Source organism: Myroides odoratimimus (assembly GCF_038039805.1).
GTDB classification, from domain to species: domain Bacteria; phylum Bacteroidota; class Bacteroidia; order Flavobacteriales; family Flavobacteriaceae; genus Flavobacterium; species Flavobacterium odoratimimum_B.
Map to the genome: position 1 here is coordinate 352562 of NZ_JBBPHK010000002.1, position 16705 is coordinate 369266.

Annotated in this window: 14 protein-coding genes; 8 read left to right on the forward strand and 6 right to left on the reverse strand. The window is 33.8% G+C overall.

Features of this window, described 5'->3' with window-relative positions:
• The first annotated feature begins 127 nt into the window (after positions 1-127).
• The 3 genes from AABL85_RS03415 (at position 128) to AABL85_RS03425 (ending at position 3689) form a co-directional block, all read left to right on the forward strand.
• Positions 128-631, forward strand: coding sequence for a hypothetical protein (locus AABL85_RS03415; protein WP_341309221.1), 504 nt, complete (start codon positions 128-130; stop codon positions 629-631).
• Positions 632-843: 212 nt separating this feature from the next.
• A complete protein-coding gene (locus AABL85_RS03420) occupies positions 844-3057 on the forward strand; it encodes a sensor histidine kinase (RefSeq protein WP_341309222.1) in 2214 nt (737 codons plus the stop codon).
• Between the two features lie 2 nt (positions 3058-3059).
• Positions 3060-3689, forward strand: a complete 630-nt coding sequence (locus tag AABL85_RS03425) for a response regulator transcription factor (protein ID WP_341309223.1) — start codon at positions 3060-3062, stop codon at positions 3687-3689.
• 467 nt (positions 3690-4156) lie between these two features.
• Here the strand turns inward: AABL85_RS03425 and AABL85_RS03430 are convergent, their stop codons facing one another.
• Positions 4157-6349 (reverse strand): S9 family peptidase, encoded by a 2193-nt coding sequence (locus AABL85_RS03430; protein ID WP_341309224.1) that lies wholly within the window; start codon positions 6347-6349, stop codon positions 4157-4159.
• Between the two features lie 318 nt (positions 6350-6667).
• On the opposite strand from AABL85_RS03430, the gene AABL85_RS03435 reads away from it, so the two are divergent.
• The 3 genes from AABL85_RS03435 (at position 6668) to AABL85_RS03445 (ending at position 8346) form a co-directional block, all read left to right on the forward strand.
• Positions 6668-7363 carry an SDR family oxidoreductase gene (locus tag AABL85_RS03435; protein WP_341309225.1) on the forward strand — a complete coding sequence of 232 codons (696 nt, stop codon included), beginning with the start codon at positions 6668-6670 and terminating at the stop codon, positions 7361-7363.
• Between the two features lie 125 nt (positions 7364-7488).
• The gene (locus AABL85_RS03440; RefSeq protein ID WP_286385784.1) at positions 7489-7893 is read left to right on the forward strand and encodes a DoxX family protein; all 405 of its coding nucleotides are present in this window, start codon (positions 7489-7491) and stop codon (positions 7891-7893) included.
• 69 nt (positions 7894-7962) lie between these two features.
• Positions 7963-8346, forward strand: a complete 384-nt coding sequence (locus tag AABL85_RS03445) for a hypothetical protein (protein ID WP_341309226.1) — start codon at positions 7963-7965, stop codon at positions 8344-8346.
• 11 nt (positions 8347-8357) lie between these two features.
• Here the strand turns inward: AABL85_RS03445 and AABL85_RS03450 are convergent, their stop codons facing one another.
• Positions 8358-8978, reverse strand: coding sequence for a class I SAM-dependent methyltransferase (locus tag AABL85_RS03450; RefSeq protein ID WP_341309227.1), 621 nt, complete (start codon positions 8976-8978; stop codon positions 8358-8360).
• A 254-nt stretch (positions 8979-9232) separates the two neighbouring features.
• Here AABL85_RS03450 and AABL85_RS03455 point away from each other — a divergent pair, with 254 nt between their 5' ends.
• Complete coding sequence (locus tag AABL85_RS03455) at positions 9233-9835, forward strand: Crp/Fnr family transcriptional regulator (protein WP_286385780.1); 603 nt, start codon at positions 9233-9235, stop codon at positions 9833-9835.
• 30 nt (positions 9836-9865) lie between these two features.
• Here AABL85_RS03455 and AABL85_RS03460 read toward each other — a convergent pair whose 3' ends face one another.
• The 3 genes from AABL85_RS03460 to AABL85_RS03470 all read right to left on the reverse strand — a co-directional run bounded on the left by AABL85_RS03460 (position 9866) and on the right by AABL85_RS03470 (position 12614).
• Complete coding sequence (locus AABL85_RS03460; protein ID WP_341309228.1) at positions 9866-10231, reverse strand: DUF2200 domain-containing protein; 366 nt, start codon at positions 10229-10231, stop codon at positions 9866-9868.
• Positions 10225-10593, reverse strand: a complete 369-nt coding sequence (locus AABL85_RS03465; RefSeq protein WP_341309229.1) for a hypothetical protein — start codon at positions 10591-10593, stop codon at positions 10225-10227. The genes AABL85_RS03460 and AABL85_RS03465 overlap by 7 nt, the downstream gene beginning before the upstream one ends.
• 854 nt (positions 10594-11447) lie before the next feature.
• Entirely contained in the window at positions 11448-12614 is a 1167-nt protein-coding gene (locus AABL85_RS03470; protein ID WP_341309230.1) for an MFS transporter, read from the reverse strand.
• 97 nt (positions 12615-12711) lie between these two features.
• On the opposite strand from AABL85_RS03470, the gene AABL85_RS03475 reads away from it, so the two are divergent.
• Positions 12712-13545 carry an AraC family transcriptional regulator gene (locus tag AABL85_RS03475; RefSeq protein ID WP_341309231.1) on the forward strand — a complete coding sequence of 278 codons (834 nt, stop codon included), beginning with the start codon at positions 12712-12714 and terminating at the stop codon, positions 13543-13545.
• A 67-nt stretch (positions 13546-13612) separates the two neighbouring features.
• Here AABL85_RS03475 and AABL85_RS03480 read toward each other — a convergent pair whose 3' ends face one another.
• Positions 13613-16699 carry a CusA/CzcA family heavy metal efflux RND transporter gene (locus AABL85_RS03480; protein ID WP_341309232.1) on the reverse strand — a complete coding sequence of 1029 codons (3087 nt, stop codon included), beginning with the start codon at positions 16697-16699 and terminating at the stop codon, positions 13613-13615.
• Positions 16700-16705: the final 6 nt, after the last annotated feature.

The following is a 16705-nucleotide window of genomic DNA, read 5'->3' on the forward strand; positions in this document are numbered from 1 at the left end:
ATTATTAATAAAGAAGTCTTGTTACTTCATCCATATTGTAGTAAAATTAGAAAACCACTACTATCAGTGAGATGTTTTTAAGACAAGAAGCAGTACTTTTAACCAAAATATAGCAATGAAATACCTTATGATTTTAATGTCAATATTTGCTTTGTTTGGCTGTCAGACTAAGGCTCAAACACTGGAAATAACAACTATACATATTGAGCCAAAACGAGTAACTCAAGAAGTACCCGAAACGGGTAAACAACATACTTATACAACTTATCAGGAGGTTACAGAGAGATCTGTACCTGCTGTTTCTTTAGTGTCTAAAGAAGATAATGTGTTGCGATTTAGGATACAAGGAAATATTAGTTCTAGAGGGTTACAGATTCGCAAAGTTTCTAAGATACGCTTTGAACAAGGAGAGCAATTAGGCAATGGTATAACGCTTAAGTACTATGTAAATATTAAACACATACCTGGTAAAGAAGGAGCTACTATAGCTGGGTACAATTATAGTAAGGAAGAGAAATATAAGATACCTCATGATGTAAAAGTAGTTCACGTAGAAGTATATGAAGAACATCCAAATCAAGAACCTAAGTTAATTGCAAAGAATAAGTTTGACTTTTTTGCGAAGATATAAATTATAGAAATGAATATAGAAGATGAATACTTTAAATGACAATCCTTATCAATAAGAATGCTTTGAATAGCTATAATTCTATTTAAGCCAGAGGAGAATAAAGTCTTCTCTTTTTTAAATCCTTTTATCTTTGTAACTAATTTTAGATTAATATAAACCTTTATTTTTTGAAGATATTTCGAATCCTTATTGTGTCTGTAAGGCCTTATTTAATGAGTGCCGCGGTTGTAGTAGTGTGTACATTATCTACGTCGTCTGCGTACGCACAGTCCTTACAATATTGGGAGAAACAATATAAGGCAATTCAAGACAAAAATAAAGCACAGAGCAACACCGTTATCTCTTATCTATCTGCTCTTTATGCCAATAAAGAGTTTGAACAGGCAGAACGTGTGCTTACCCGAAGTATCGATACAGCATTAAAAAGCGAAAACTATAGTGATGTCAGTATTCTGTACTGCATTCAGGCTATGAATTTGCGCATTATGGAGAATACTATAGGAGCAGAGAAGAGTCTTGACTTAGCTAAGCAGTACAGTATAAAAGCAAATGATGCTGAGACTAAGGGATATGTAGCGTATAGTCAGGGATGGTTAAGTAGTCGTAATGGTCAGCAAGAGAAAGCTGTACAACATATTATAACAGCGATTAAGCACTACGAATCAGCACCTAACTCAAATACGCTGAACAAGAGAAAGTCTGTTGCTAATAGCGAGCTAAGCGTTATCTATAACCGTTTAGGTGAAGAGGAGTTGAATGAAAAATATGCCAAGGCTTCTCTTAGCTACGCTTTATTACAACACGAGCCGCAGACTAAGTTTTCGGCTTTTATGCAAATGGGTAATTTATATGATCGATTGTATAGTACTCATCCTGATCATGTAAATTATAGAGATTTGGCAGAGCGCTACTTTTTACAGTCCATAGATATCTTTAATCAGAATAAAGAGGTCATGTATAATCTCTCTGATTTGTCTTTTGCCAATAATAACTTAGCTAGTTTATACCTGTATTCTTTTCCTGACACCTATCGCTCTAAAGCTTTAGAATATGCTAAAAAGGCTAATGCTATTGCACTAAAAACAGAGCGGGCAGATCACATAGCATCATCTTATGGGATTATATCTTCTGTCTACTTAGCAGAGGGGGATGCTGAGAGAGCTATTTCTTACTTGTTAGAAGCAAAACAAGCTCTAGAAAAATCAAGTATTGCAGATCGCAATATAGAATTAAATATATATGAATCTCTTGTAGAAATATACGCAGAGTACGGCAATTATAAAGAGGCTTTTCACTATCAACAGGAGTACTTGGAGTTATTCAAGAAGTTGTATAACCAAGACAAATTAGAAATAGTAAGAAAGTTAGAAGCTCAGTTTGACAAGGAGAGACAACAACAAAGGTTGGTCAAACTTCAATATGAATCAGAAAAGAATAGACAACAGATTGCGCTAATGCACGTTTTAGCTCAGCAGAGAGAGCAGCTGTTGAGCAATCTAAAGTTGATAGAGGAGAATCAACGTAGCAGACTGAAGTTCTCTGAGTTGGAAGCACAGAAGAATGCTCAACAGCTACGTCTATCACAGTTAGAAACAGAACAAAAGAATAAAGATTTATTGACATATAAGAGTATTGTGGCTTATAAGGATAAGCTCAACACTTTTTATGTAGCTTCTATGATATTCTTTATAGTAGTGGTTCTTCTATTATTATATGCCTATAGACAACGTCTAAAGACTATGAAACAGAGAGATACACTACATCACTTAGCCATCGAGAAGGAAAAACAGAACTCTAAAATATCGACTTTAACAGCTCTTTTAGAAGGGCAAGAACAAGAGAGAGGGCGTTTGGCTCGTGATTTACACGATGGTTTGGGAGGACTACTCTCAGGTACCAAATTACACCTTACACAATTAAATAAGAAAGTAGGTGAGTCAGCACAAGAGGGATTGAATAAGTCTGTGGAGCAAATAGATGCTGCAGTCACAGAGCTACGTAAAGTAGCGCATAATCTGATGCCTGATCTATTAGTTAATTACGGACTGAAAGAAGCGTTAGACGAATTTGGGATTCGTATGTCTAATGAGACTTTAGATATTCATATTGAATTTCTGAGCTATACGAGTTCCCTATCCCAAGAAAAACAATTGTTGGTCTATCGCATTATACAAGAGTTAGTAAACAACGCTATTAAGCATGCAGAGGCCTCTCAGATTATTATTCAATTGGTAGAAGAAGAACACGAAATTATTATAACAGTTGAAGATGACGGAAAAGGCTTTGATACTAATAAATTAGATTTGAAGAAGTCAGCTGGTTTTCACAATATACAATCGCGCATACAGTTTATGAAAGGGACACTAGCTGTGCACTCAGAAGAAAATATAGGAACAAGTGTAGAATTTAAATTTCCTAAAAAGTAATTATGATAAAAGTAGCTATTACAGATGATCATCCTTTGTTATTAGAAGGATTAAAGAATATATTGAGCAACCAAATAGAAATAGAGGTAGTCGCATGTTTTTCGGATAAAGAAAGTATGATGCAAGGGCTGCTAACTATAAACACAGATATCATACTATTAGATATCAATTTAGCAGATATTAATACCCTAGAATTAATAAAACCGCTTAAACAGAAATTTCCACACATAGAGATTATCATGTTGAGTGTACACAACGAATATGCTGTTATCAATAGTAGCTTAGTAGAAGGAGCCAAGGGATATATTCAGAAGAATGCTTCAGTAGAAGAAATAATCCACGGTATACAGGCTGTACACAGAGGTCAGAAGTATCTGTGTTCTCAGTCCACTATTGTATTGGATAAGAAAGAAGAAGTGGGTTTAAAACAAATCCCAAAACTGACTCGTCGTGAGAAAGAGATCTTAATAGAGGCTGCATCAGGTCTAACAACCAATCAAATAGCAGAGAAGTTATTTATAAGTCACCATACAGTAGAGAGTCACCGCAAAAACTTAATTGAGAAGTTCCAAACTTCTAATCTGAGTACTGCTATTAAAATGGCAATAGAGTATAACCTGATACAGAAATAGTCATCAATATATTCTGAGCAATGTATTGTTTGTATAATTCACTCAGTAGTTAAATATGTTTTTGTTTAGCTAAATTTATACAGTGTAGCTTATTATTTGCATATTTATTTATACTCTAGTCAGTTGTGATTCTTTTGTATATATCATTAGAACATGCTTGAGGATTGCTAGAGGTATGCTTGCCCAGTTGTTCGACAAAAAGGCCTTCTAGGCTAGAAAACATAAAGAAACCCCCTAGCAATCTCCTAGAAACAGCAAGCGGAGCATGGAGTAGTTATAAAGAATAGAGACAATAAATAGATTGTAAATTAGTGTTTATTAATGCTTTAGTACTATAAGTTTATATTTGATAATACATATAATAAGCTTGAGGTACTTACTAGAGATAATATAAAACGAGAGAAATTATACTATCAGTAAAATAAAAAAGCCGAGACATTGTCTCGGCTTTACTGTTTATGAAAATACTATTTTGTATTTGGTTTCTCTAGGTAATCAAAGAAATACTGTGCTATCTTGTCATTTAAGTGAACTCTATCTACTCCCATAACATTGTGTTCATGAGAAGGGTATAAGAAGTAATCTACTTGTTTCTTTGCTTTAATAGCAGCTTCTATAAACTCCATAGAATGCTGCTGAACCACTACAGGGTCTTGAGCTCCATGAATAATTAAAAGCTTGTTGTTTATTTTATCTGCTTTGTTAAGTAAGCTTGTTTTTTCGTATCCATCAGGGTTTTCGCTAGGCATATCCATATAGCGTTCTCCATACATGATTTCGTACATTTTCCAATCCATTACAGGGCCACCTGCTACACCTACTTTAAATACTTCTGGGTAGTTAACAGATAAAGTTGTAGTCATAAACCCACCAAAACTCCATCCATATACACCTATCTTGTCTTGATTTACATAAGGAAGTGATTTTAAGTAATCAACCCCTTTCATTTGATCTGCCATCTCAGCTTGACCTAATTGTCTATGGATTACTTGTTCGAAGTCACGTCCTCTATTAAAACTACCTCTACTATCTACCGTAAATACGATGTAGCCATGCTGTGCCATATAGTTAAAGAATAAGTTCGCTCCACCTAGCCATGTGTTGGTTACTAACTGTGCATGAGGCCCTCCATATACGTATACCATCACTGGGTATTGTTTGTTCGCATCGAAGTTAGTAGGGTAGATGATACGTGCATTTAAAGGGGTTTTTCCATCTGCAGCTGTAATCGTCTTAATCTCTGTCTTAGGCATCGTCACAACACCATCAAAAGGATTTTTAGACTCTAGTACTTGTTGCTCTTTTTTAGAATCAGCATTGACAATAGTAACTTTGTTAGGAGTCTCTAAGTTGTTAAACTGATCTAAGAACAATGATTTACTCTTGTTTAAGACTACACTATGTGTTCCTGATAACGTAGTAATCTGTTCTGTTTTACCTTTTTTAAGGTTTGTTTTGAATAACTGTCTATCTAATCCTTGATTTGTAACTCCTATATAGTAAAGATTTTTAGCCTCTTCATCGAAACCTAAGAACTCATTTACTATCACGTTTTCATGACCTAATTTCTTAATTAGTTTACCGTTTGTATCGTATAAGTAAAGTTGTCTATACCCATCTGCTTCAGAGAAATATAAGAATTGATCAGTAGTACCAGGGACAAATACTAGACTGTTAGAAGGCTCAGTATACGTTTTAGATTTCTCTTCGAATAGAGTTTTTTCAAAGGCACCTGTAGCAGCATTGTATTGATTTACTTTTAAGTGATTTTGTTCTCTATTAAGCACTCCTACATAAACATAGTTTCCAGAAGGGTCCCAAGTAACCATGGTTAAGAATTGATCTGCTTCCCCTGTTTGTAGAGTTACCTTTTTACCAGTGTATACATCATAGATTACTAATGATACTTGTTCATTAGCCATACCAGCCATAGGGTATTTGATGTTTTTTACTTCAGCTACGCGCTCACTCCATTGAATGATAGGGTATGAAGTCACCATACTCTGGTCTTTTCTATAGTATAGAAGTTGGTCTTGTTTTGGGCTCCACCACATACCTTTATTAATACCAAACTCGTTACGGTGAGTATCACTACTTCCGTTAATGATATCTAGTGCAGGATCATTAGTCACTTTAACATTGTCACCTTTATTAGTAGTTACTACGATATTATTATCTTGTAGCCAAGCGATGTGATCTCCATTGCGCGAGATGATTTGTTGACTTCCTTTAATATCAAATTTAAATGAGCTAACTACCTTTTTATCAGCAAGATCAACTTTAAAGTAATACTTTAACTTATTCGTTGAATCATTGGTGTAAAACTCTATTTCACTGTCGTTTAACCACGTTAAATTAGTAGGGATGATCTTAAGGATGAAAGTAGCTCCTTTGACCGCATTATTGATTATCTCTTCTAATTGCTTAGCCGTAAGAGCTGTTTGAGATTCCCATTTGTTAGCTTGACTTTTTATTAAAAGACTATCTCTATTTTTAGTTACAAAACTCAGGGTATTGTCATTCTTCCAAGATGGTTGAAGGATTCTTTCTGTAGCGAACTGTCTACCTTGTCCTAGTGTAGCCTCTGTCATATCAAAGTTGCGTTGTGCAAACATGATGTTCCCAGCTAGCAAAAAGAATAATACTGATTTGTTCTTCATAATTACTATAGTTGTTTTTATCGTTGGCTAATTTAAATCCAAATATGTCACTAGCCAAATTAGAGTATAAAAAAAAACAAGGTATCAGTCTTTATGACAAGATAAAATTGTTCTTTATTTTATATCTTTATTTTTTTAAACTCAGATTCCGAGATAGACATATAGACAAAAAGTAATTATACAAAATAGCTCTGAATTAGTGAGTAAAGCATACTATAGTATGGTTTTAAAACTAATGAAAGAAATAGGAAGTAGAATTGCTTTATAGTATATGGCTAATGCTGAATCTGGGTTGAAATAACTCATAAAGAAAAGTATATGCAGAAAGTAGTGTACATCACAGGAGGTACTAAAGGTATAGGAAAAGGAATAGCTCAGGCTCTTTTAGAACAAGGGTATAAAGTAGCGATATCAGGTAGAAATATAGATACAGTAAATGAAGCCATCAGTGAGTTGGGCCATACAGATGATGTATTAGCGATTCAGTCTGATGTGAGAAAGTATGAAGATGAAGAAAAGGCTGTGGAACAGATCATTCAGAAATTTGGAAAATTAGATATTGTGATTGCCAATGCGGGAGTAGGTATCTTCTCATCTATAGAAGATATGAGTCTAGAGGATTGGAATACGATGATAGATACTAATCTAACAGGGGTGTTCCATACCTTAAAGGCATCTGTAAAGCAATTAAAACAGAATAAGGGATACTATATTAGTATTGCAAGCTTAGCAGGGATAAACTTCTTCGCTAATGGAAGCGGTTATAACGCTAGTAAATTTGGTGTAGTAGGTTTTACTCAAGCAGCTATGTTAGATCTTAGAAATGCTGATGTAAAGGTGACAACAATCTTACCGGGTTCTGTGACTTCTAACTTTAATAATCATCAGCCGTCTGATGCAGATCACTGGAAGATACAACCAGAGGATATGGGACAGTTGGTAGTAGATATCTTAGCGATGAATCCTCGTGTACTGCCTAGTAAGATAGAAATAAGACCTACTAAAACTAGTTAATACAATATACCTCAGAGTAAGGAGACTTAGAAAAATTAGTTTGTATAAGGTATTATTTCTGTGTTTTTTATTGCAAAATGCCAAAATCACGAAATAACAGAATCACAAAAAAAACAATAGAATATATGAATGCAGATTTCGGAAAGTTTTTATTAAGACTAGGTGTGGGAGGGTTAATGATCTTCCACGGGATCCATAAATTAATACATGGACATGACTTTATTATTAATCAATTAAAAGCGCATAATCTACCAGAGCTGTTATGGATAGGCGTTCCTATTGGTGAGATAGTGGCACCTATATTTTTACTTGTAGGATTTGCAACACGTATTTCGGCTTCTATTGTAGCATTTACGATGTTTATGTCTTTATTTTTAGTGAAGGGAATGGGGAGTTTTGGTCTAGATCCTAATACAGGTGGGTTAAATGCTGAACTGAACTTGTTGTATTTATTATCTGCATTAGCTATTGCCTTTATCGGTCCTGGAACTATCCGTTTTTATAAAGGGAAAAAAGGTATTTGGGTATAGTTATTTTGTAAACCTTAATACAAAATCACAGAATCACAAAAAAAAACAAAAAAACAAAATCACAATAGAATGAGAGTGTCATTTGATTTTGACGGAACATTGACAGAAAAAGAAGTCGCCCAATATGCAGAAGAGTTAATTAATAGAGGAATAGACGTTTTTATCGTAACGGGGAGGTATAACGAATTGCTTTGTGCTATGAATGGAGGGAGAAGTAATGATGATTTGTTTTTATTAGCAGATAAAATAGGTATCGCACATAAGCATATTATATTTACCAATAGGGCAGATAAGAGCTACACTATAGGAGGTAGTGGTCTTATCTGGCATTTAGACGATGATTTAAACGCTCTAAACGATATTAATAGACATTCAGACGTGAAGGGAATTTGGATAGGAGAGGACGACTGGAAAGAGCAATGTACTAAATTGATAAAAGAGGCTAGTATCTAATACATAGCCTCTTATTTTTTTCGTAAGACAACTAGTTTCTCTGTAAGAGTCTCTATTTGATACCCAAATTGTTTTGCTATATACTCAATAGTTTTGAAGGTATATATAAAAACATGTGTTTGATCCTTGCGATAATACCAATTTTTAAAATCAGCTTGTTCTGTAAACAAATGTGTTTTAATGATGAGTAAGCCTCCTTGTTTTAAAATCTTCGTTAGTTTATCAATTTCTTTATAAGGGGTATAAAAATGCTCAAATACTTCACAGCTAAAGATATAATCATATACTTTATCTAGATAAGTAAGGTCTGGATGAAAAAAAGGATCATAAAGATCGACAGTATAGCCTCGCTCCACCAGTTGTTTTGTAATTACGGGCCCTTTTCCACATCCATAATCTAGACCTAGCATAGCTGGTGTGCAGTGTGCTAATACGGTATTCGTTACAGGAGCTGTAAAATGTTGATAACCTAGATCATTTACATCATTATTATGACATTCATAGTGACTTTTTTCTTTGTCTTGATCAAAGTAAAGTACTTCATCCTTTAGATATGCGTTACATGTATGACAGCTATAATATTCTTCATCAATCTTATTTATTAAGGGCTTTTCGCAAAGGGTACAGTTCATGTTTAGGTTTTAATTAGAGTACAAAAGTAACTTTATTACCCTAAACACAACTATAAATTTCATTCAATAGATATTTTCTGAAGCACAGAGAGATAGCTTTATAATTTAAGAAATAATTAAGTTAGAGAAGTCTATAAGATGACAATAATCATACGTTATTAATTATCCTTTATTTAATCTAATTTATTAACAATATATATTCTTGTTCTGGCATATAATATGATATCTTTAATATATACCAATATTTTATCATTATGATGAATATCAAATTGTTAAAAAAATATGGGGCAGAGACAGTTGTTTACGAAAAAGATGATTTCATTTTTGAAAAAGACATGTGGCCAGAATATTTTTACTATATCGTAAGTGGAGAAGTTAAGCTAAACATTTATGATGAAGATGATACTAGAGAGTTTATATTTAGTTTCTATTCTCAAGATCAGAACTTCGGAGAAGGGACTATATTTCTAGAAACTACTTATATCTGTAATGCCATTGCAGTTGAACAAACAGAAATATTAAAACTACATAAAGATAGCTTTTTAACTCTTATCAAAGAGAACCATGACTTTTCTTTATTGATTAACTATAATCTGTCAAAGAAATTATACTTCCAAGGAGTGATGGCTCCTAAGATTTCGGCTCAGGATGCTGAATTGCGCGTACTAACGTTATTAAATTATTTAAAAACTAATTGGCAACACCCTTTGATTCAGCAAGATCTATACATAGTAGATTTAACTCGACAAGAGATTGCAGATATGACAGGTCTAAGAGTAGAAACTGTGATTAGAAGTATTAAAAAATTGAGAGAAGACAACAAGTTAAGAATTATAAAAGGAAGAATTGTATTATAGAAAAGCCTCTGTTTTAGAGGCTTCTTTAGTCTAAGTTCGCAGTATTTTTTCCATTGTTTTTCCTTTTGCTAGCTCATCAATTAATTTGTCTAAGTAGCGTATTTTCTGCATAAGTGGATGTTCAATATCTTCTACGCGGTAACCGCAGATAACCCCTTTTATAAGCTTAACATTAGGATTAATGAGAGGAGCATTAGCAAAGAAATCCTGAAAGTTTACTTTAGTCTCTACTATCTGCCTCAAATCATCTTGATTATACCCTGTAAGCCATCCTATGATAGTATCTACTTCTTCTTTTGTCCTACCTTTTTTCTCTGCTTTAGCAATATAATGTGGGTATACACTCGCAAAGGAGGTGCTGTATATTCTATGATTCTCCATGTCTTTACTTACCATATTTCAATTTCTTTTGTAAATGTCTGGTCACCGTCTACTTCTATAATAACCTTAGAAGGGATAAAGCTATTGCCCTTATACTCAGGAAAAGCTTTGTATTGTACTTTATAGCCCTGTTGAAGTAAAGCTACAATATAATTATCTATCTCTCTTTTTTGAAGAGCAGCTGCAGGTGAAACATATAGAGTATTAAAAGAAGAATCGTCTCCACCGAATGCTAATCCTATTAGATGAAGTTTCTGTAAATGTCCTGCAGCATAATATTGTTCTGCAGTGTCATTGCTACAGATATCCGCATAGCTACAAGGTCTAGTAGGATCTATGAGGCTACTTTTGCTCTTTAAAAAATTGAAGAATTTCATAATCGTCATTGTTTGGGTTAGTTAATGGTAGTGTAAATATAATTAAGCTTGATATAATTACAACAGTTTATACTTCCCTATTTCTTGTTAGGCAAGTTAATATTGGTTTATCATTCAGGGAATTAAAAGGATGGGGGCTTTTTTCTAGAATTGATAATATAGATAGCCTTAGACTAGAAAACTTATGACTGATAATTTATTATATATAGTTTTCTTTTTTTGGATATTCCATTTTATTCAAAAGTAAACCTAAAATGAGATTAAAAAATAGAAGCCTAAATGCACGTTGTTCGGGAATTTATTGGACAGTCTTCGGATGTTCTTCGGAAAACTGCCCCTCCGTCCGAACAAATACTGAACTCTTCCGAAGAGCTTCCGAAGAAATGGGTGTGTTTAAAAGTGTTATATATTGATATTCAGTTATTTAAAATTTTAAAAGTGGAAATAAATGGACTTTTTTGGAACTATTAGGAAGAATTCGGAAAAGAATGGAAGAAAATGGAAAAAAGTGGAAGTAAGTAGGATTAGTACATTTAAGTCTTTATAGATTTGTAATCTACGAAAGAGGGGAATACAATACTTTGGGGTCAACTTAAGCAACTGCTAAAAAACAATGTACAATTAAATAACCATAAATAATACATGCCTTGCTAGTGAAAATGCCTCCTATAGAGAAGTTTGAAGAAGGTAAATATCTAAATATCATACTGCGGGATAAGCCCACAGGGTATAATCAGTTAATATACTAGGAGTAGTGATCATACTAAGATAGCCCTCTAGGTTCAAAAGTTATATTTTTAAAATCTAGAGAGCTATAGGTTGGAATTAGTTATATTAAACTAATAATGTCGAGATTATAGTTTGCCCTTCTTAGATAGAAAGACTATACCTAAAGCTAAGAAACTCCACAACAGCATTTGGGTTAGAGAACCTATCCAGCCATTTATACTCCAACTAATCAGACCAAAAAAAGTACCTATACCTGCTCCAATAAAATAAGCGGTCATATAGACTGTATTCAACCTACTGTGTGCCTCTTCACTAAGAGCGTAAATACGAGTAAAATTAGTGATTTGTGTTGCCTGAACTCCGATGTCTAATAAGAATATAGCGATAATAAGAACAAGAATAGAGTTAGGGAAAATCAACATAGCGATAAGGCTAATAATGACTAAAGAAATAGTTAGAAACAAGTTTTGAAAGACTTGTCCTTTGTCTGCTAATTTGCCAAAATAAGGGGCTACTAAAGCTCCTCCGATAGCGACTATTGCAAACATACCTATCATAGAGGGTGTATAGTTAAAGGGAGTTCCACTTAAGTGAAAAGTAAGTGTAGTCCAAAAAGAACAGAAGATTCCAAAGGTTAAAGAGCCTAATAAGGCGGCTTGTCGCAATGTTTTGTGTTCTTTGACTAAGCGTAGTGTAGATTGTAGTAACTGTATATAACTACCCTTAAACTTAATAGGAGCATTAGGTAAAAATTGCCACATTAATATGATACTAATAAAGATCATGATAGCAGAAAAAGTATAGACACTCTGCCATCCCCATAAATCTGTTAACCATCCACTGATAAGACGAGAGCCGAGAATACCACATAATATTCCACTAAATACAATACCGACACTTTTTCCTCTATTCTCTTTGTTTAACAAAGCTGCCATTGGTAGAATAATTTGTGCAGGAGTAGAGCATACCCCAGCTAGGAAGCTCAAGATTAGCAAGATGTTTAGATGAGTGGTGTTAGCAATGCATAGAAGTACAAGAATCTGTATTATAGATATTGCAATGATTAATCTTTTTCTATTGATCTTATCTCCTAAGGGAAGTAGAAAGAACATACCAATACCATAACCAATCTGAGCTAGCATAGATACTCTCCCTACTGTAGCTTCAGGCTCTATAAGTGTTTCTGCTATATTTTTTAAAATAGGTTGGCTATAATATACATTAGCTACAATGGTTCCAGCGGTAAATGCCATAATAGGGATAGCATATTGTTCTTTGTTTTTGATTGACATATTGTTTAGTTTGTTAAGTAGGCAAATGTAGTAGAGTTATCGGTTGTGCTTTTGTATATTATGTCATATTAATGGTATATTTCGTTATGTTTGTAAGATGAAGTTAGTACAGTTTGAACCTTTGTTTTTAAGGCATTTTCGCACAGAAGAGTGGCCATTTACTTACCATAATCACAATCACTATGAATTAATGTTGATCAGTGAGGGGAGTGGTATACACGATTTAAATAAAGAGCAATCTGTCTATCAGGGAGATACTGTTTTCTTTCTCTCTCCAGAAGATAGTCATCATTTCTATATAGAAAAAAGAACTAGGTTTAGAGTCATCAAGTTCTTGCCTAGTGCAGTTAAAGATGGAGTCAATGCTAGTACAACAGATTATTGGGATAACCTACTGATTAACTTAGGTAGGAGATGGGAGGTTGTTAAAAGTAATGTTGTTGATATAGAGTTGGTTAATAAGATTATATCAATTATTAATTTAATGATTATAGAGTGGGAAGTTAATAATAAACAAGTGTCAGAATTACATACTAATTTATTAAGAAGTGTATTATTATTAATGGATAAATATACGACAGATAATGCCCATATAATAGATCAGTATGACACTTCAAAAATAGAGAGAATACAGAATTATATTCATGCTAATATTCATGCTCCAGAGAAGTTAGTACTCAAAAGGTTGAGTTATTCTTTTGGGCTATCAGAATCGGGATTTAGAAACTACTTCTCAACTAATATGGGAATGAATCTGACACAATATATAAATGGTTTAAAAATAGAAATGATCAAAAAGAGAATTAAGCATAGTGATCATAATTTGTCAGCAATAGCATTAGAGTTTGGTTTTACTGATGCTAGTCATTTCACGAAGTATTTTATAAAGCATACTGCGCTGACTCCTTTACAGTTTAAAAAAGAAAAATAAAGTATAAAAAAGGGACACTTTATTAAAAGATAAAGTGTCCCTCCAAAAAAAAATATATGAAAAAAATCTACTTCTTATTTCTATAAGCCCAATAGAATACTTGTGGTAAGATTGTAAAAGATAAAATCATACAGATGATTAATCCTCCTACGATCATAATTGCCAATGGCTTTTGTATTTCTGATCCCATTCCATTAGACAAAGCCGCAGGTAACAATCCCATAGATCCCATCAAAGCAATCATTACTACTGGTCTTATTCGACTTTTAACTCCTTCTTTAATAGCTTCTTTCAATGGCATACGATGTTGTAAGTTTTCTCTCATAACACCAATAAGAACAATACCATCTATAGTCGCTACTCCAAAAAGAATAATAAATCCGATCCCTGCAGATATTCCAAATATCGTGCCAGTTGCCCAAAGTGATAAAAAACCACCAATAAAAGCAAAAGGAATAGTTAAGGCTGCAATAGCAGTATCTTTCACATTACCAAAGTTGAAGTATAGCAATACTAGAATTAGGATTAAAGATACTGGAACAACAAGCATTAACTGATTTGCAGCACGTTCTTTACTTTCAAATTCACCAGCCCATTCCATTTTATTTGCTGCTGGTAATTTGACCTCCTTGTTTACTTTAGCCCTTGCTTCAGCGATAGTACTTCCTAAGTCTCTTCCTTCAATACTAAAACCTATACCAATATATCTACTACCACCTTCTCTATAAATAAAAGCAGGACCGGTATGATAATCAATGGTAGCTATTTCTTTTAATGGAACTTGTTTGCCATCAAGAGAAGGAATTAAGATATCCCCAATTTTATCAGCCGAATCTCTATATTCTTTATTAAAACGCAGTACCACATCGAACATTCTTTCATTCTCATATAATGTCGTAGCAGCTTGCCCACCGATAGTCATCGCTATTACAGCCTGCGCATCAGCAGTGGTTACAGCATATTTTGCCATTTTATGATCGTGTAGTTTAATTCTCAGCTCTGGTTGTCCAATATTTTTAAAGACATTCAAGTCTGTAATACCGTCAACATCTTTAATACTTTTGGCTACTTGGTTAGCATATTTTTCTAATTCGAATAAATCATCTCCAAATATCTTGATTACAAGAGAACTTTTAACTCCAGCTACATACTCTTCCACATTGTCTTGTATTGGTTGACTAAAACCGAAGTTTACTCCTGGATATTTCTCAAGTTCAACTCTAATTTCTTCTAGAAGTTGGTCTTTACTTATTTTTCTAGTCCACTCATTATCTGGTTTTAACTCTGTGTGAAATTCTATATTAAAGAAGCCAGTTGGATCAGTACCATCATTAGGTCTACCTGTTTGTGTCAATACAAATTTAACTTCATCAAACGCTCTAATTTTAGCTTTCATTTCTTTTGCTAACCTCACTGATTCATCTAGGTTGATGCTACTAGGTAGTGTTGCTCTAATATATAGCGCTCCTTCGTTTAGCTTTGGTAGAAATTCAGATCCATAGTTGTGGAATCTAATTCCGCAGATTAGTAATAACCCAATAAACATAGAAAGAGTTAACTTCTTATGTGTAAAACTCCAATTAAACATTTTATAGATATTGTTCTTAAAGAAACGAGAAATAACATTCTCACGTTCTTTGATATCTTTAGTTAATAAAAGTTTACACATGGCTGGAACATAGGTCAGACTCAATATTAGTGATCCTAATAAAGCATAACCTAAGGTAAACGCTAAGGGAGAGAACATCTTGCCTTCTACTTTCTGGAAAGAGAAAATAGGCATTAAGGCTACGATTAGGATTAATAGAGCAAAGAAAATATAGCTCGCTACACTACTTGCACTTTTCTTAATCGTTCCTAATTTAGACATTCGATTGAATCTAGCCATTCCCACTTGTTCGGCTCTTTTTTCTAATCCTACAAAGACATGCTCAACGATAACTAAAGTTCCTTCTAACAATAGACCAAAGTCTAAGGCTCCCATAGAAATAAGGTTGGCAGGTAATCCCTGTATCTTAAGCATGATGATAGCAAATAAGAAAGCCAGTGGAATAACAGAAGCAACGATAAATGTAGTACGCCAATTATACAAGAAGATAAACACAATAATAGATACTAAGATGACACCCTCTACCAAGTTTTTGGACACAGTATGTACTGTGGTGTTAACTAAATGAGTTCTATCAACTACTGTTTCAATCTGTACATTTTTAGGTAGAACACGCTCATTTAAGTCTGTTATTTTATCTTTTAGTCCTTCAATTACTGCACTAGGGTTTTCACCTCTAAGCATGACTACGATTCCTTGTACTACATCTTCATCATCCTGAAAGGCTACTTGCCCTAAGCGAGGTTTAGCAGAAACAACTACATTAGCTACATGTTTCACTAGAATAGGGGTACTCCCTTTTACTTCGATGAGAATATTCTCTATATCTTCAACATTGTCTAGCAAACCTACACCTCGAACTACATAAGCCTGATCTCCACGTTGGATTACATCACCACCTACATTGATATTACTCTTTTCTACAGCTTCATAAACATCTAGAGGAGATAAGTCGTAATTAATTAATTCAGTAGGGTTAATCTGTATTTCAAATATCTTTTCCTCACCGCCAAAGCTCACTACGTCAGCTACACCAGGTACAGATAATAGTTCTCGTTCTATAACCCAATCTTGTATAGCTGTTACTTCTTTTATAGGAAGATCGCTCTTAATGATATATCTAAAGATCTCTCCTGTAGCTCCAGAAGGTGGCTCTATTTCAAAATCAGCTCCTTCAGGAAGATTCACATTTCCCATTCTATTAGAAGCGTATTGTTGAGCGAAAAAGTCATCTACATCATCGTTAAATAATACTGTAACAACAGATAAACCAAATAAAGAGATTGACCTTACTTCTGCTTTATTAGGAATAGTGTTAACCTCCTTAGAAATAGGAAGGGTAATAAACTTTTCTACTTCTTCTGCACTACGACCAGGCCACTGCGTGATAATACGTGCACGTGTATTAGTCACATCAGGAAAAGCTTCAATAGGAGTGTGTATATAGCTATAAATCCCTCCAAATAATAATAACAATACTCCAAAGATAACGATGAAGGTATTTTTAAGTGAAAAGGATACTATATTTTTTACGAATTTTTGCATAAATAA

What these genes read in the sequence shown, in the direction of transcription:
- AABL85_RS03455 (WP_286385780.1), top strand. Translation starts at nt 9,233, where the DNA reads ATGATGAATATCAAATTGTTAAAAAAATATGGGGCAGAGACAGTTGTT.
- AABL85_RS03445 (WP_341309226.1), top strand. Translation starts at nt 7,963, where the DNA reads ATGAGAGTGTCATTTGATTTTGACGGAACATTGACAGAAAAAGAAGTC.
- AABL85_RS03420 (WP_341309222.1), top strand. Translation starts at nt 844, where the DNA reads ATGAGTGCCGCGGTTGTAGTAGTGTGTACATTATCTACGTCGTCTGCG.
- AABL85_RS03430 (WP_341309224.1), bottom strand. Translation starts at nt 6,349, where the DNA reads ATGAAGAACAAATCAGTATTATTCTTTTTGCTAGCTGGGAACATCATG.
- AABL85_RS03465 (WP_341309229.1), bottom strand. Translation starts at nt 10,593, where the DNA reads ATGAAATTCTTCAATTTTTTAAAGAGCAAAAGTAGCCTCATAGATCCT.
- AABL85_RS03425 (WP_341309223.1), top strand. Translation starts at nt 3,060, where the DNA reads ATGATAAAAGTAGCTATTACAGATGATCATCCTTTGTTATTAGAAGGA.
- AABL85_RS03480 (WP_341309232.1), bottom strand. Translation starts at nt 16,699, where the DNA reads ATGCAAAAATTCGTAAAAAATATAGTATCCTTTTCACTTAAAAATACC.
- AABL85_RS03450 (WP_341309227.1), bottom strand. Translation starts at nt 8,978, where the DNA reads ATGAACTGTACCCTTTGCGAAAAGCCCTTAATAAATAAGATTGATGAA.
- AABL85_RS03440 (WP_286385784.1), top strand. Translation starts at nt 7,489, where the DNA reads ATGAATGCAGATTTCGGAAAGTTTTTATTAAGACTAGGTGTGGGAGGG.
- AABL85_RS03460 (WP_341309228.1), bottom strand. Translation starts at nt 10,231, where the DNA reads ATGGTAAGTAAAGACATGGAGAATCATAGAATATACAGCACCTCCTTT.
- AABL85_RS03475 (WP_341309231.1), top strand. Translation starts at nt 12,712, where the DNA reads ATGAAGTTAGTACAGTTTGAACCTTTGTTTTTAAGGCATTTTCGCACA.
- AABL85_RS03470 (WP_341309230.1), bottom strand. Translation starts at nt 12,614, where the DNA reads ATGTCAATCAAAAACAAAGAACAATATGCTATCCCTATTATGGCATTT.
- AABL85_RS03435 (WP_341309225.1), top strand. Translation starts at nt 6,668, where the DNA reads ATGCAGAAAGTAGTGTACATCACAGGAGGTACTAAAGGTATAGGAAAA.
- AABL85_RS03415 (WP_341309221.1), top strand. Translation starts at nt 128, where the DNA reads ATGATTTTAATGTCAATATTTGCTTTGTTTGGCTGTCAGACTAAGGCT.